The organism is Pyxidicoccus trucidator, from assembly GCF_010894435.1.
GTDB lineage: Bacteria > Myxococcota > Myxococcia > Myxococcales > Myxococcaceae > Myxococcus > Myxococcus trucidator.
On record NZ_JAAIXZ010000030.1, the window covers coordinates 21,631 to 39,332 of the forward strand.

Consider the following 17,702-nt stretch of genomic DNA (forward strand, 5'->3'; position numbering starts at 1 on the left):
CTCGATGCGGTAGCCCCGCACCTTCACCTGCCCGTCGCGCCGGCCGAGGAACTCCAGCGCCCCATCCGCTCTCCACTTCACCATGTCGCCCGTGCGGTAGAGCCGCTCCCCGTCTCCGAAGGGACTGGGCACGAAGCGCTCCGCCGTCAGCTCCGGCCGGCCCACGTACCCCACCGCAAGGCCCTCTCCTCCCACGTACAGCTCTCCCGGCACTCCCACCGGCACCGGCTCCTGCTCTCCGTCCAGCACGTACACCGACGTATTCGCTATCGCCCGGCCGATGGGCACCGCGCCGCTCCACTCCTCCGGCCCCTCCATCCGGTAGCACGCCGAGAACGTCGTGTTCTCCGTCGGGCCGTACCCGTTGATGAGCGCTCCTCCCGCCTCGAGTCGCTCGCGCACGCGCCCCACCGGCAGCACGTCTCCTCCGGCCAGCACCTGCCTCACCCGGGCCAGGGCCTCCGGCTGTCTCGCCTGCATCTGCTCGAAGAGTGCCGCCGTCAGCCACAGCGAGGTGATTCCCGCCTCCTCAAGCGTCCTTCCCAGCTCCTCCAGCGACACCGGGCCCGCTGGGTACACCACCAGCTTCGCCCCGTGCAGCAACGCGCCCCACACCTCCAGCGTCGACGCGTCGAAGGAGATGGGCGCCAGTTGCAGCCACACCTCCTCTGGCCCGAAGCGCGCGTAGTCCGCTCCCAGCACCAGCCTCGTCACCGCACGCTGCGGCACTCCCACTCCCTTGGGCCGACCCGTGCTCCCTGACGTGAACATCACGTACGCCAGGTTGGCTCCGCCCACTTGCGCTGGCGGGTTGCTTCTTGGCTGGCGCGAGATTGCGGCCCACTCGGAGTCCACGCACACCACCACCTCACTGCCTTCGGCCACCTCCTCCGCCAGCTTCTCCTGCGCCACCAGCAGCGCGACTCCCGCCTCGCGCTTCATCCACCCCAGTCGCTCCAGCGGGTAGCTGGCGTCCAGCGGCACGTACACGCCTCCGGCCTTCAGGATGCCCAGCACGCTCACCACCAGCTCCAGTGAGCGCTCCACGCACAACCCCACCCTCACTTCGGGCCCCACGCCCATGGCCCTCAGGTGGTGCGCCAACTGGTTGGCTCGGCCGTTCAGCTCCGCGTACGTCAGACGCTCGCCCTGGTACTCCACCGCCACCGCGCCCGGTGCCTTCTCCACCTGCGCTTCGAACAACTGGGGCAGCCCGGCCTCGCGGGGATACTCGACGGCCCTGCCGCTCCACTCGCTGGTCAGCCGTCGTCGCTCCTCTGCTCCCATCAACGGCAGGTCGGCCAACCGCTGCTCCGGCCTCGCCACCGCCGCCTCCAGCAGCACCCTCAGGTGCCCCAGCAGCCGCTCCACCGTCTCCGGCTCGAACAGGTCGCTGTTGTAGTTCACCGCCGCCAGGGCCCCCTGCGGCACCTCCTCAATCGCGAGCGTCAGGTCGTACTTGGACGTCCGGCCTTCCGACTCCACGCCCTTCAGCGTCAGCCCCCGCTTCAGCTTCACCTCCGTCACCGGCGTGTTCTGCAGCGTCAGCGTCACCTGGAAGAGCGGACTGTGGCTCAGGTCCCGCTCCGGCTGGAGCTCTTCCACCAGCTTCTCGAAGGGCACCTCCTGGTGGGCATAGGCGCCCAGGGTCACCTCCCGCACCTGGGCCAAGAGCTGTCGGAAGCTCTGTCCCGGCAGAAGCCTCGCCCTCAGCACCAGCATGTTGGTGAAGAAGCCGATCAGCCCCTCCGTCTCCCTCTGCGTGCGCCCGGCGATGGGCGAGCCCACGCACACATCCTCCTGACCCGAGTACCGCCCCAGCACCGTCTGGTACGCCGCCAGCAACACCATGAACGGTGTGGCTCCCTCCTGCTGCGCCAGTGCCTTCACGGCCTCCCACAGGGGACGTGGCCACTGGAGCTCGGCATGTCCTCCGCGGAACGTCTGCACCGCGGGGCGCGGCCTGTCCGTGGGAAGCTCCAGCGCCTGCGGAGCCCCCGCCAGTTGCCGCTTCCAGTACCCGAGCTGCGTCTCCAGCACTTCACCCTTGAGCCACTCGCGCTGCCACACCGCGTAGTCCGCGTACTGCACCGACAGGGCTGGCAACGGAGACGCCCGGCCCTCCGAGAAGGCCTCGTAGAGCGCGGCGATCTCGCGCACGAGGATGCCCATCGACCAGCCGTCCGACACGATGTGGTGCAACACCAGCACGAGCACATGCTCCTGCTCCGATAGCTCGAGCAGGGTCATCCGCAGCAGTGGCCCGTTCGCCAGGTCGAAGGGCCGGTGAGACTCCTGCTCCACGAGCCGCATGACCTCGGCGTCTCGGCTTGCTTCCGGCATCGCGCCGGATTGCTTCATCTCGAAGGCCAGCAGCGGCTCCGAGGCGATGAGCTGAACCGGCTTTCCGTCCTTGAACCCAAACGTCGTGCGCAGCGATTCGTGCCGACGCACCAGCTCCTCGAAGCTTCGCTGGAGCACGCCCACGTCCAGCGCTCCTTCCAAGCGCACCACGATCGGCACGTTGTAGAAGGCACTCCCAGGTTCCAGTCGATCCAGGAACCAGAGCCGTTGCTGCGCGAACGACAGTGGCAGTGACGCCCGTCGGTCCACACGGGGCCTCAGCGGAGGCACTGTCAGTGCATGGTCCGCCCGTATGGCCTGATCGGTCCGTTCGCCGAGCGCCTCCAGCGTGGGCGCCTCGAAGAGGTCACGCAGCGGGAGTTCGACGCCGAAGACCCCGCGGATTCGCGAGACGACCTGCGTTGCCAGGAGGGAGTGTCCGCCCAGCTCGAAGAAGTTGTCCCTCCTGCCGACGCGCTCGACTCCCAGCACATGGGTGAAGAGGCCCGCCAGCAGTTCCTCTGTGGGAGTACGCGGCGCCTCGTAGTCGGCACCTTCCATGCTGGCTGAAGCCTTCGGATCGGGCAGGGCCTTGCGGTCCACCTTGCCGTTGGGCGTCAGCGGCAGCGTGTCCAGCGCCACGTACACCGACGGCACCATGTACTCCGGCAGCCGTTGAGCGAGGTGCGTGCGCAGGGTGTTGGACTCCAGCGCCGCGCCCTCCTTCGCCACCACGTACGCCACCAGCCGCTTGCCTTCCGCGCCGTCGTCGCTGGCGACGACCACTGCCTCGTTGACCTCGGGGTAGGTCGCGAGCGCTGTCTCCACCTCGCCCAGCTCGATGCGGTAGCCCCGCACCTTCACCTGCCCGTCGCGCCGGCCGAGGAACTCCAGCGCCCCATCCGCTCTCCACTTCACCATGTCGCCCGTGCGGTAGAGCCGCTCCCCGTCTCCGAAGGGACTGGGCACGAAGCGCTCCGCCGTCAGCTCCGGCCGGCCCACGTACCCCACCGCAAGGCCCTCTCCTCCCACGTACAGCTCTCCCGGCACTCCCTCCGGCACCGGCTCCAGCTCTCCGTCCAGCACGTACACCGACGTATTCGCTATCGCTCGGCCGATGGGCACCGCGCCGCTCCACTCCTCGGGCCCCTCCATCCGGTAGCACGCGGTGAAGGTCGTGTTCTCCGTCGGGCCGTACCCGTTGATGAGCGCTCCTCCCGCCTCGAGTCGCTCGCGCACTCGCCCCACCGGCAGCACATCTCCTCCGGCCAGCACCTGCCTCACCCGGGCCAGGGCCTCCGGCTGTCTCGCCTGCATCTGCTCGAAGAGCGCCGCCGTCAGCCACAGCGAGGTGATTCCCGCCTCCTCAAGCGTTCTTCCCAGCTCCTCCAGCGACACCGGGCCCGCCGGGTACACCACCAGCTTCGCCCCGTGCAGCAACGCGCCCCACAGCTCCAGCGTCGACGCGTCGAAGGAGATGGGCGCCAGTTGCAACCACACCTCCTCTGGCCCGAAGCGCGCGTAGTCCGCTCCCAACACCAGCCTCGTCACCGCACGCTGCGGCACTCCCACTCCCTTGGGCCGACCCGTGCTCCCTGACGTGAACATCACGTACGCCAGGTTGGCCCCTCCCACGGTGGGAACCAGGTTGCTCTCCGGCTGACTCGCGATGGTGGCCCACTCCGAGTCCACGCACACCACCACCTCACTGCCTTCGGCCACCTCCTCCGCCAGCTTCTCCTGCGCCACCAGCAGCGCGACTCTGGCTTCCCGCTTCATCCACCCCAGCCGCTCCAGCGGGTAGCTGGCGTCCAGCGGCACGTACACGCCTCCGGCCTTCAGGATGCCCAGCACGCTCACCACCAGCTCCAGCGAGCGCTCCACGCACAGCCCCACCCTCACCTCAGGCCCCACGCCCATGGCCCTCAGGTGGTGCGCCAGTTGGTTGGCCCGCCCGTTCAGCTCCGCGTATGTCAGGCGCTCGCCCTCGTACTCCACCGCCACTGCGTCCGGCGTCTTCACCACCTGCGCTTCGAACAACTGGGGCAGCCCGGCCTCGCGGGGATACTCGACGGCCCGGCCGCTCCACTCGCTTGTCAGCCGTTGTCGCTCCTCTGCTCCCATCAACGGCAGGTCCGCCAGCCGCTGCTCCGGCCTCGCCACTGCCGCCTCCAGCAACACCCTCAGGTGCCCCAGCAGTCGCTCCGCCGTCTCCGGCTCGAACAGGTCGCTGTTGAACTCCACTCCTCCAGAGAGGCCCTCTTCCGTCTCCTCCATCCCCAGCGTCAGGTCGAACTTGGACGTCCGGCCCGACAACTCCGCTACTTCCAGCTTCAGCCCCGGCAGGCTTACCGCTGCTCCCGGTGCGTTCTGCAAGACGAACATCACCTGGAAGAGCGGGCCCCGGCTCAAGTCCCTCTCCGACTGCAGCTCTTCCACCAGCCTCTCGAAGGGCACCTCCTGGTGCGCGTACGCACCCAACGTCACTTCCTTCACCTGCCCCAGCAGCTCTCGGAAGGTCTGCCCGGACGAAAGCTTCGTCCTCAGCACCAGCGTGTTGACGAAGAAGCCAATCAGCCCCTCCGTCTCCGCCCTCGTGCGGTTGGCGATGGCCGTGCCCACGCACACGTCGTCCTGTCCCGAGTAGCGCGACAGCACCGTCTGGAACGCCGCCAGCAACACCATGAAGGGCGTCGCGCCCTCTCGCCGGGCCGTGGCCTTCACTGCTTCCGCCAACCTCCAAGGCCACCGGAAAGCCCGGGTGTCCCCTCGGAAGCTCTGCACCACCGGACGCGGCTTGTCCGTCGGCAGCTCCAGCGCCCTCGGCGCTCCCTCCAGCTGCTTCCTCCAGTAGGCCAGCTGCCCTTCCAGCACCTCGCCCTTCAGCCACTCGCGCTGCCACACCGCGTAGTCCGCGTACTGCACCGTCAGGGCCGGCAAGGCGGCCTCGCGCCCATGCGCGTACGCCTCGTACAGCGCCACCACCTCGCGCACGAGGATGCCCATCGACCAGCCGTCCGAGATGATGTGGTGCATCGCCAGCACCAGCACATGCTCCTGCTCCGACAGCTTCACCAGCGTCGTCCTGAGTAGCGGGCCTCGCTCCAGGTCGAACGGGCGCCGGACCTCTTCTTCCACCCAGCGCTTCGCCGCGGCTTCACGAGCCTCCGCTGGCAACTGGCTCAGGTCTTCCTCCCGGGAGTCAGTCACCGCCTCGTCCGAGATGACCTGCATGGGGCCACCGGCTCCCACGCGGAACGTGGTGCGCAGCGACTCGTGGCGACGCACCAGCACTCGGAAGCTCTGCGCGAGGGCATCGACATCCAGGTGCCCCGTCAGCTTCACCACCGAGGGCACGTTGTAGAACGCGCTTCCTGGCTCCAGCTGATCCAGGAACCAGAGCCGCTGCTGAGCGAACGACAGCGGTAGCACCCCATCACGCGGCGCACGCGTGAAGGGCGGCGCACGCACTGCCCTGGCGCCCTCGTCTATCCGCTGAGCCAGCTTCTCCACGGTGGGAGCTTCGAAGACGTCCCGCAGCGGCAGCTCCACGGGGAACGTCTCTCGCACGCGGGAGACCAACTGCGTGGCCAGCAGCGAGTGCCCGCCCAGCTCGAAGAAGTCGCCATGCAGGCCGACCGGCTGCACCTTGAGCACCTCCTCGAAGATGGCCGCCAGCTTCCGCTCCGTCTCCGTTCTCGGCGCCTCGTAGCTCTCAGGACTCGAAGCCTGCGCTTCCGGCTCCGGCAGGGCCTTGCGGTCCACCTTGCCGGCAGGCGTCAGCGGCAACGTGTCCAGCACCACGTACGCCGACGGCACCATGTACTCCGGTAGCCGCTGCTTCAGGTGCGCTCGCAGGCTGGCGACCTCCAGCGATGCCCCCTGCTTCGCCGCCACGTACGCCACCAGTCGCTTGCCCTCCGCTCCCTCTCCTCTCGCCACCACCACCGCCGCGCTCACCTCCGCGTGCGCCGTCAGCGCCACCTCCACCTCGCCCACCTCCACCCGGAAGCCGCGCACCTTCACCTGCCCGTCGCGCCGGCCCACGAAGTCCAGCGTCCCGTCTCCCCTCCACCGCACCATGTCTCCCGTGCGGTAGAGCCGCTCTCCGTCTCCGAAGGGGCTGGGCACGAAGCGCTCCGCCGTCAGCTCCGGCCGGCCCACGTACCCTCGGGCAAGGCCCTCTCCTCCCACGTACAGCTCTCCCGGCACTCCCACAGGCACCGGCCTCAGCTCCCCGTCCAGCACGTACGTCGTCGAGTTCTCTATCGGCCCACCAATCGGCACCGAGGCGCCCAGCTCCCTCGGCCCCTCCATCCGCTGGCACGTCGAAAACGTCGTGTTCTCCGTCGGGCCGTACGCATGGACGAAGGTGCCTCCGGCTTCGAGCCGCTCTCTCGCGCGGCCCACCGCCATGACTTCGCCCCCGGCCATCACCTGCTTCACCCGCGCCATGGCCTCGGGCTGCCGCTGCTGCATCTGCTCGAAGAGGGCCGTCGTCGCCCAGAGGCTGGTGACGCCGTACTCCCCCAGCGCCCTCCCCAATTCCTCCAGCGACACCGGGCCCGCCGGGTACACCACCAGCTTCGCCCCGTGCAGCAGCGCGCCCCATATCTCGAACGTCGACGCGTCGAAGGAGATGGGCGCCAGCTGCAGCCACACCTCCTCCGGCCCGAAGTGCGCGTACTCCGCTCCCAGCACCAGCCTCGTCACCGCGCGCTGCGGCGCTCCCACTCCCTTGGGCCGACCCGTGCTCCCTGACGTGAACATCACGTACGCCAGGTTGGCCCCTCCCACGGTGGGAACCAGGTTGCTCTCCGGCTGACTCGCGATGGTGGCCCACTCCGAGTCCACGCACACCACCACCTCACTGCCTTCGGCCACCTCCTCCGCCAGCTTCTCCTGCGCCACCAGCAGCGCGACTCTGGCTTCCCGCTTCATCCACCCCAGCCGCTCCAGCGGGTAGCTGGCGTCCAGCGGCACGTACACGCCTCCGGCCTTGAGGATGCCCAGCACGCTCACCACCAGCTCCAGTGAGCGCTCCACGCACAACCCCACCCTCACCTCGGGCCCCACTCCCATGGCCCTCAGGTGGTGCGCCAACTGGTTGGCTCGGCCGTTCAGCTCCGCGTACGTCAGACGCTCGCCCTGGTACTCCACCGCCACCGCGCCCGGTGCCTTCTCCACCTGCGCTTCGAACAGCTCCGCGAGCGACTGCTCTCGCGGGTACTCCACTCGCTTTCCGCTCCACTCGCCCACCAGCCGCCGCTGCTCCTCCGCGTCCATCAGCGGCAGGTCGGCCAGTCGCTGCTCCGGCCTCGCCACTGCCGCCTCCAGCAGCACCCGCAGGTGCCCCAGCAGCCGCTCCATCGTCTCCGGCTCGAACAGGTCGCTGTTGTAGTTCAGCGCCGCCAGCACTCCGTGCGGCTGCTCGTCCACCAGCAGCGAGAAGTCGAACTTCGACGTCCTGCCGTCCGACTCCACGCCCGCCAGCGTCAGCCCCCGCTTCAGCCGCACCTCTGTCGTTGGCGTGTTCTGCAGCGTCAACGTCACCTGGAAGAGCGGACTGCGGCTCAAGTCCCGCTCAGGCTGCAGCTCCTCCACCAGCCTCTCGAAGGGCACGTCCTGGTGCGCGTAGGCGCCCAGCGTCCCCTCCCGCACCTGCGCCAACAGCTGCCGGAAGGTCTGCCCCGCGAGCAGCCTCGACCGCAGCACCAGCATGTTGGCGAAGAAGCCGATGAGCCCCTCCGTCTCCCTCTGCGTGCGCCCCGCGATGGGCGCGCCCACGCACACATCCTCCTGTCCCGAGTACTTCCCCAGCACCGTCTGGAAGGCCGCCAGCAACACCATGAAAGGTGTCGCTCCCTCGCGCCGGCCAAGCACTTCCACCTGGCGCCACAGCGCCTTCGGCCACAGCACGTGCCGGATCTCGCCGCGGTACAGCTGCACCGCCGGACGTGGCTTGTCCGTCGCGAGCTCCAATGCGGATGGAGCCCCTTCGAGCTGTTGCTTCCAGTAGCCGAGCTGCGCCTCCAGCACCTCGCCCTTCAGCCACTCGCGCTGCCACACCGCGTAGTCCGGGTACTGCACGGGCAGCTCGGGCAGGCCAGGCTGGCGGCCCTCGGAGAATGCCTCGTACAGCGCCGCGACTTCCCGCACGAGAACGCCCGTCGACCAGCCATCCGACACGATGTGGTGCAGCGTCAGCACCAGCAGGTGCTCCTGCTCCCCGAGCCGCACCAGCAACGTCCGCAGCAGCGGACCGCTGGACAGGTCGAACGGCCGGAGCGACTCCTCCTCCGCGAGACGACGTGCTTCCTGCTCGGGCTCCGGATGCTCGCCCAGGTCCACCACGGGCAGGGCCACATGGCTCGCGGGTGAGACGACCTGCACCGGCAGGCCGCTCTCCGCGCGGAACGTGGTGCGCAGCGATTCGTGCCGGCCCACCAGCGCCTCGAAGCTCCGCTCCAGCGCGGACACGTCCAGGGGGCCGGTCAGTCGAACCGCCGCCGGCACGTTGTAGAACGTGCTGCCCGGCTCCAGTTGGTCCAGGAACCACAGCCGCTGCTGCGCGAACGACAGGGGCAGGATGTCCTGCTGCGCGGGCCTCCTCCTCAGGGGCGGCGACACGAAGCCCATCCCCGCCCTCACGGCGCTGTCCACCCGCTTCGCGAGCGCGACCACCGTGGGCGCCTCGAAGAGGTCCCGTAGCGGCAGGTCGATTCCGAAGGCGCCTCGAATCCGCGAGATGGCCTGCGTGGCCAGCAACGAGTGCCCGCCCAGCTCGAAGAAGCTGCCGTGGACACCGACCTGCTCGAGCCCGAGCACCTCGGCGAAGAGGCCCGCCAGCACCTCCTCCGTTGCCGTCCGTGGCGCAGTGAAGGTCTCTGGCTCGGTGCCAGGGAGCTCCGGAGCCGGCAGGGCCGCTCGATCCACCTTGCCGTTGGGCGTCAGCGGCAGCGCGTCCAGTGTCACGAACGCCTGCGGCACCATGTAGTCCGGCAGCGTCGTGCCCAGGAAGTCACGGAGCGACGCGGCCTCCAGCGTGTGGCCCGCTCCCGTCACGACGTAGGCCACCAGTCGCTTGCCTCCCGTCTGACCTTCGCGAGCGAGCACCACCGCCTCGCGCACGGCGGGATGTTGCTCCAGCGCGGCTTCCACCTCGCCAGGCTCCACACGGTAGCCGCGCAGCTTGAGCTGGTGGTCCACGCGGCCGAGGAACTCGACCCGCCCATCCGCCAGCAACCGCGCCCGGTCCCCCGTGCGGTACATCCGCGCTCCCGGAGCGTCCGAGTATGGATCCGGCACGAAGCGTTCGGCCGTCAGGTCCGGGCGGCCCAGGTAGCCACGACCGACAACGTCGCCGCCGATGCACAGCTCTCCGGGGACGCCCGTGGGCACCGGGGACAGCCGCCCATCCAGCACGTAGATGCGGGCGTTGGGGACGGGCCGACCGAGCGGCACGGACGCGGAGACTCGCCCCTCCGTTCCGCGTGGCACCTTCAGCGTGAGCACGCCCACCGTCGTCTCGGTGGGCCCGTAGTGGTTGAAGACCTCCAGCCCGGGCGACAGCGCGTGGACCCGGTCGATGAGCGACCAGTCCGACACGTCTCCGCCCAGCACCAGTCGCTGGCGCGGAAGCACCCGCTCCGGGTTGCCGGAGGCCAGGAGCGCCTGCAGGTGGGCGGGGACGATCTTCAGGCAGTCCACGCCCTCCCGCTCGAAGAGCGCGGCGAGCGCCGCCGGGTCCGCGACGTGCTCCCTCGACACCAGGTGCAGCACACCGCCCCGGCAGAGTGCCGGGAAGACCGCGGTGTTGCCGAGGTCCGCCGCCAGGGTGGACACGGAGGCGAAGCGGGCCGCGTCCGGCAGCTCCAGCCTCAGCGAGACACCTTCAACGTAGTTGACGAGCTGCCGATGCTCGATGGCCACGCCCTTCGGCCGACCCGTGGAGCCCGAGGTGAAGATGACGTAGGCGAGGTTCTCCGGCGTAGCCACGGGCGCCGGATTCGCGCCGCTCCGGCGGGCCAGCACGGCGGCGTCGCTGTCGAGCTGGATGAGCGCCCCAGCGCTCCACCCGAGTTCCACCGCGAGGGCCGACTGCGTGACGAGTGCTCGCGCCCCCGCGTCCACGAGGATGGCTCGCAAGCGCTCAACGGGGAAGGCGGGGTCCAGGGGCACGTAGGCGCCACCCGACTTGAGGATGCCCCAGAGGCCCACGAGGGCGCTCGCGGAGCGGTCCAGATAGAGGCCCACCCGCACGTCGGGCCCCACGCCCAGCTCGCGCAGGTGGTGCGCCAGTTGGTTCGCGCGCCGGTTCAGCTCCCGGTAGGACAGGCGCGAGTCCTCTGCGACGACGGCCTCGGCGTCAGGAGTCCGAGCCACCTGCGCCTCGAAGAGGGCCTGCACGGTGGAGGGTGCGAAGGTGGCGTGCGTGTCGTTCCAGTCCACGAGCAGCCGCCGCTGCTCCGCGTCCCCGAGGATGGAGAGGTCCGCCAGCCGCGTGTCCGGAGCGCGAAGGGCCGCCTCCAGCAACACGCGCAGGTGCCCCACCATCCGGTGCATCGTGTCGCGCTCGAAGAGGTCGCGGTTGTACGCGACGTTGATGGAGAGCCCCTGGGGCACCTCGGTCATCGCCAGTGACAGGTCGAACTTCGACGTGTGGAGCTCCGCGTCCATGGCCGTGAGCGTCAGCCCTGACAGCCGCAGCTCCGGCGTTGGCGCGTTCTGCAGGATGAACATCACCTGGAAGAGCGGGCTTCGGCTCAGGTCGCGCTCGGGCTTGAGCTCTTCCACCAGCCGCTCGAAGGGGATGTCCTGGTGGGCGTACGCTCCGAGCGTCGTCTCGCGCACCTGTGCCAGCAGCTGGCGGAAGGTGGGATTGCCCCCCAGCTTCGCCCGCAGCACCAGCGTGTTGACGAAGAAGCCGATGAGGCCCTCCGTCTCCGCTCTCGTGCGGTTGGCGATGGGCGAGCCCACGCTCACGTCGTCCTGCCCCGAGTAGCGGGACAGCACCGTCTGGAACGCCGCCAGCAACACCATGAAGGGCGTCGCGCCCTCGCGATGTGCCAGCACCGTCACCGAATCCCACAGCACCCGAGGCCACCGGAAGTCGCTGCGCTCGCCCTCGAACCTCCGCACCGCCGGGCGTGGCTTGTCCGTGGGCAGCTCCAACGCGGCCGGAGCACCCTGAAGCTGGCTTCTCCAGAACGAGAGCTGAGCGTCCAGCACGTCGCCCTTCAGCCACTCGCGCTGCCACACCGCATGATCCGCGTACTGAAGCGGCAGCTCCGGAAGCGGCGACGGCCGCTCCTGGATGCACGCGTCGTACAGCGCGCCCACCTCCCGGACGAGGATGTCCATGGACCAGCCGTCGGACACGATGTGGTGCATCACCAGCACCAACACGTGCTCCTGCTCCGACAGCTTCAGCAGCGCAGTCCTCAGCAGAGGGCCCTGCTCCAGCGAGAACGGGCGTTGGGCCTCGTGCGCAATGAAGCGTGCTACCTCCGAGGCTCGCTGGACCTCGGGAAGGCCGGTGAGGTCCTCGGTCTTCAGACGCACCTGTGCCGTTGGCGCGATGACCTGGACGGGAGCGCCCTCCCGGACGTGGAAGGTCGTGCGAAGCGACTCGTGCCGGAGGACCAGCTCCTCGAAGGCTCGCTCCAGTGCATGGACGTGCACCGTCCCCGTCAGCTTCACGGCCGCGGGGATGTTGTAGGAGTGGCTCCCGGGTTCGAGCTGATCCAGGAACCACAGCCGCTGCTGCGCGAAGGACAGCGGCAGGGGGCCCGTGCGCGGCACGCGCTTCAGCGCGGGGGCTTGGAGGCCTGGTGCGGTGGCCAGCGCGGCGTCAAGACGCGCGGCGAGCAACTCCACGGTGGGTGCTTCGAAGATGTCCCTCAGCGGCAGCTCCACCTTCAGCTCCTGCCGCACACGAGAGACCAACTGTGTGGCCAGCAGCGAGTGCCCGCCCAGCTCGAAGAAGTCGCCGTGCAGGCCGACCGGCTGCACCTTGAGCACTTCCTCGAAGATGGCCGTCAGCTTCCGCTCTGTCTCCGTTCTCGGCGCCTCGTAGCTCTCAGGACTCGAAGCCTGCGCTTCCGGCTCCGGCAGGGCCTTGCGGTCCACCTTGCCAGCAGGCGTCAGCGGCAGCGTGTCCAGCACCACGTACACCGACGGCACCATGTATTCCGGCAACCGCTGCTTCAGGTGCGCGCGCAGGCTGGCGGCCTCCAGCGACGCCCCCTCCTTTGCCGTCACGTACGCCACCAGCCGCTTGCCCTCCGCGCCCTCTCCTCTCGCCACCACCACCGCCGCGTCGACTCCCGCGTGCGTCGACAGCGCCGCCTCCACCTCACCCACTTCCACCCGGAAGCCGCGCACCTTCACCTGCCCGTCGCGCCGGCCCACAAACTCCAGCGTCCCGTTCCCCATCCACCTCACCACGTCTCCCGTGCGGTACAGCCGCTCTCCGTCTCCGAAGGGACTGGGCACGAAGCGCTCCGCCGTCAGCTCCGGCCGGCCCACGTACCCTCGGGCAAGGCCCTCTCCTCCCACGTACAGCTCTCCCGGCACTCCCACAGGCACCGGCCTCAGCTCCCCGTCCAGCACGTACGTCGTCGAGTTCTCTATCGCCCGCCCAATGGACACCGTCGTGCCCAGCTCCTCTGGCGCCTCCATCCGGTGGCAGGTGGAGAAGGTGGTGTTCTCCGTCGGGCCATACGCATGGACGAACGTGCCTCCAGCCTCGAGCCGCTCCCAGGCGCGGGCCACGTTCATGACTTCGCCGCCAGCCAGCACCTGTCTCACCCGCGCCATCGCCTCGGGCTGGCGCGCCTGCATCTGCTCGAAGAGGGCCGTCGTCGCCCAGAGGGTGGTGATGCCGTACTCCCCCAGTGCCCCCCCCAACTCCTCCAGCGACACCGGGCCCGCCGGGTACACCACCAGCTTCGCCCCGTGCAGCAGTGCGCCCCATATCTCGAACGTCGACGCGTCGAAGGAGATGGGCGCCAGTTGCAACCACACCTCGTCCGGCCCGAAGTACGCGTACTCCGCCCCCAGCACCAGCCTCGTCACCGCGCGCTGCGGCGCTCCCACTCCCTTGGGCCGACCCGTGCTCCCCGACGTGAACATCACGTACGCCAGGTTGTCTCCGCCCACCCGAGGCGGAAGAGGACTCTCCGGCTGGCGAGCGATGGTGGCCCACTCGGTGTCCACGCACACCACCACCTCACCGCCCTCCGCTACCTCCTCCGCCAGCCGCTCCTGCGCCACCAGCAGGGCAACGCCGGCCTCGCGCTTCATCCAGGCCAGCCGCTCCAGGGGGTAGTTGGCATCCAGGGGGACGTACACACCTCCGGCCTTGAGGATGCCCAGCATGCTCACCACCAGCTCCAGTGAGCGCTCCACGCACAACCCCACCCGTACCTCGGGCCCCACGCCCATGCCCGCCAGGTGGTGCGCCAGCTGGTTGGCCCGACGGTTCAGCTCGGCATACGTCAGCCGCTGACCTTCGTACTCCACCGCCACCGAGTCCGGCGTCCTCTCCACCTGCGCTTCGAACAGCTCCGCGAGCGACTTCTCTCGCGGGTACTCCACGCTCGTCCCACTCCACTCCACCAGCCACCGCTGGTCTTCGGCGTCCATCAGCGGCAGGTCCACCAGCCGCTGCTCCGGCCTCGCTACCGCGGACTCCAGCAGCACCCGCAGGTGCCCCAGCAGCCGCTCCATCGTCTCTGGCTCGAACAGGTCGCTGTTGTAGTTGACGACGACCGAGACACCGGCCTCGTCATCTTCCACCAACAGCGACAGGTCGAACTTCGAGGTCCGCTCCTCCGCATCCATCCGCTGGAGCGTCAAGCCGCTCAGTTGCACCTCGGTGCCAGGGGTGTTCTGCAGCGTCAGCGTCACCTGGACGAACGGACTTCGGCTCAAGTCCCGCTCGGGCTGGAGCTCCTCCACCAGCTTCTCGAAGGACACGTCCTGGTGCGCATACGCCCCCAGCGTCACCTCTTTCACCTGCGCGAGCAGCTGGCGGAAGGTCTGGGTGAATTCGAGCCGCGTCCGCAGCACCAGCGTGTTGACGAAGAAGCCGATGAGGCCCTCCGTCTCCGAGCGCGCGCGGCCAGCGATGGGCGCGCCCACGCACACGTCCTCCTGCCCCGAGTATCTCCCCAGCACCGTCTGGAACGCCGCCAGCAGCACCATGAAGGGCGTCACGCCCTCGCGCCGCCCGAGCGACTCCACGTCATGCCACAGCGCCTTCGGCCACAGCGCGTGCCGGTTCTCGCCACGGAAGCCCTGCACCGCCGGACGTGGCTTGTCCGTGGGCAGCTCCAGCGCCCGAGGCGCGCCCTCGAGCTGCTTCTTCCAGTACGCCACCTGTCCTTCCAGCACCTCGCCCTTCAGCCACTCGCGCTGCCAGACCGCGTAGTCCGCGTACTGCACGGGCAGCTCGGGCAACGACGGCTCACGCCCCTGCGCATGGGCCTCGTACAGCGCCGTCATCTCGCGCACGAGGATGCTCATGGACCAGCCGTCGGACACGATGTGGTGCATCACCAGCACCAGCACGTGCTCCTGCTCCGACAGCCTCACCAGCGTCGTCCTCAGCAACGGGCCCTGAGCCAGCGAGAACGGGCTCCGGGTCTGCTGCTTGACCAGGCGCACTGTCTCCTCGTCGTGTTCGGACACGGGCAGCGGGCCCAGGTCCACCACGGCCAGTGGCACCCGAGCGTCAGGCACGATGACCTGCACGGGCGTGCCGCCGTCGGCGCGGAACGAGGTGCGCAGGGACTCGTGACGGCGCACCAATGCCTCGAAGCTCCGCTCCAGGGCCAGGAGGTCGAGCTCTCCCGTCAGCCGCACCGCCACGGAGACGTTGTAGAACGCGCTGCCCGGCTCCAGCTGGTCCAGGAACCACAGGCGCTGCTGCGCGAAGGACAGTGGGAGTGCCGTGTCCCGAGGCACACGGCGCAGGGGCGGTGCCTTCAGCCCGGCACCCTCCTCCTGCGAGCCGACCATCTTCCGCGCCAGCTTCTCCACCGTGGAGGTCTCGAAGACGTCCCGCAGCGGCAGCTCCACGCGGAACACCTCGCGTATGCGGGAGACCAGTTGTGTCGCCAGCAGCGAGTGGCCCCCCAGCTCGAAGAAGTCGCTTTGCACGCCGACCTGCTCGACGTTCAGCACCTCCGCGAAGATGGCCGCCAGCTTCTGCTCCGTCTCCGTGCGCGGGCCGACGAACTGCTCGTCCTCCGTTCCTGTCGCCTTGGGCGCCGGCAGCGCCTTGCGGTCCACCTTGCCGTTGGGCGTCAGGGGCAGCGTGTCCAGCACGAGGTAGGCGGGCGGCACCATGTACTCTGGCAGCAGCAGCCTCAGGTGCGTGCGCAGGGCGGTGGCCTCCAGCGCCGCGCCTCCCTTCGCCGTCACGTACGCCACCAGTCGCCTGCCTTCGGCGCCGTCCTCCCTGGCCACCACGACGGCCTCGCTGACGCCCTCGTGCTGCGTCAGCGCGGTCTCCACCTCGCCCAGCTCGATGCGGAAGCCCCGCACCTTCACCTGTCCATCTCGCCGACCGATGAACTCCAGCGTCCCGTCTGCCTTCCAGCGCACCACGTCGCCCGTGCGGTAGAGGCGCTCGCCGTCTCCGAAGGGACTGGGCACGAAGCGCTCCGCCGTCAGCTCCGGCCGGCCCATGTACCCACGGGCCAGGCCCTCGCCTCCCACGTACAGCTCGCCCGGCACCCCCGTCGGCAGCGGCTGCATCGCCCCGTCCAGCACGTACGCGGACGTGTTGGCTATCGGCCGGCCGATGGGCACCGAGGCGCTCCACTCCCCCTGCTCCTCCATCCGGTAGCACACCGAGAACGTCGTGTTCTCCGTGGGGCCGTACCCGTTGATGAGCACGACGCCCGACGCGAGCCGCTCGCGGACACGACGGACGGGCAGCACATCACCCCCGGCCAGCACCTGCTTCACCCGGGCCAGGGCCTCCGGCTGCCGCGCCTGCATCTGCTCGAAGAGCGCCGCCGTCAGCCACAGCGAGGTGATGCCGGCACGCTGAAGCGTCCTGCCCAGCTCCTCCAGCGAGGGCACACCCGCCGGGTACACCACCAGCTTCGCCCCATGCAGCAGCGCGCCCCACAGCTCCAGCGTCGACGCGTCGAAGGAGATGGGCGCCAGTTGCAGCCACACCTCCTCCGGCCCGAAGTGCGCGTAGTCCGCTCCCAGCACCAGCCGTGACACCGCGCGCTGCGGCACTCCGACGCCCTTCGGCCGGCCCGTGCTTCCCGACGTGAACATCACGTAGGCGAGGTTGTCTCCGCCCACTCGCGCGGGCAGGTTTCCCTCCGGCTGCCGCAGGATGACGTCCCACTGCGAGTCCACGCAGAAGACGACCTCTCCGCCCTCCGCCACCTCGTCCGCCAGCCGCTCCTGGGTCACCAGCAGGGCAACCCCGGCTTCGCGCTTCATCCACCCCAGCCGCTCCACGGGGTAGCTGGCGTCCAGCGGCACGTACACGCCTCCGGCTTTCAGGATGGCGAGCACGCTCACCACCAGCTCCAGGGAGCGCTCCACGCACAGCCCCACCCGCACCTCGGGACCCGCGCCCAGCTCGCGCAGGTGATGCGCGAGTTGGTTGGCCCGGCGGTTCAGCTGCGCGTACGTCAGCTGCTGCTCCTGGTACTCCACCGCCACCGCATCCGGGGTCTTCAGCACCTGGGCTTCGAACAGCTCGGACAGCGACTGCTCTCGGGGGTAGCCCACCTTCTGGCCACTCCATTCCTCCACCAGTCGCCGGTGCTCCAGGGCGCCCATCAGCGGCAGGTCCGCCAGCCGCTGCTCGGGCTGGAGCACCGCGGACTCCAGCAGCACCCGCAGGTGCTCCAGCAGCCGCCCCATCGTCTCCGCATCGAAGAGGTCGCTGTTGTAGTTGACCAGCGTCGAGACACCGGTCTTCACCTCTTCCACCAGCAGCGACAGGTCGAACTTCGACGTGCGCTCTTCCGCCTCCATCACCTGGAGCGTGAGGTCCCGCAGTCGCACGTCGATTTCAGGCGTGTTCTGCAGCGTCAGCGTCACCTGGAACAGCGGGCTGCGGCTCGGATCGCGCCCCGGCTGGAGCTCCTCCACCAGCTTCTCGAAGGGCACGTCCTGGTGCCCGTAGGCGCCCAGCGTCACTTCCCTCACCTGGGCGAGCAACTGGCGGAAGGAGGCGGTCCAGTCCAGCCGGGTCCGCAGCACCAGCGTGTTGACGAAGAAGCCGATGAGTCCCTCCGTCTCGGAGTCCGAGCGACCCGCGGTGGGCGCGCCCACGCACACGTCCTCCTGCCCCGCGTGCCGTCCGAGCACCGTCT

At 69.4% G+C, this 17,702-nt stretch carries 1 protein-coding gene (running past one end of the window); it reads right to left on the reverse strand.

Annotated elements, in window-relative coordinates; genetic code table 11:
* On the reverse strand, positions 1-17,702 hold part of the coding region annotated (locus tag G4D85_RS49085) for a non-ribosomal peptide synthase/polyketide synthase (protein WP_420821757.1) (this coding region is incomplete at its 3' end). 10,282 nt of the annotated region lie beyond the right edge of the window; 17,702 of 27,984 annotated nt are visible.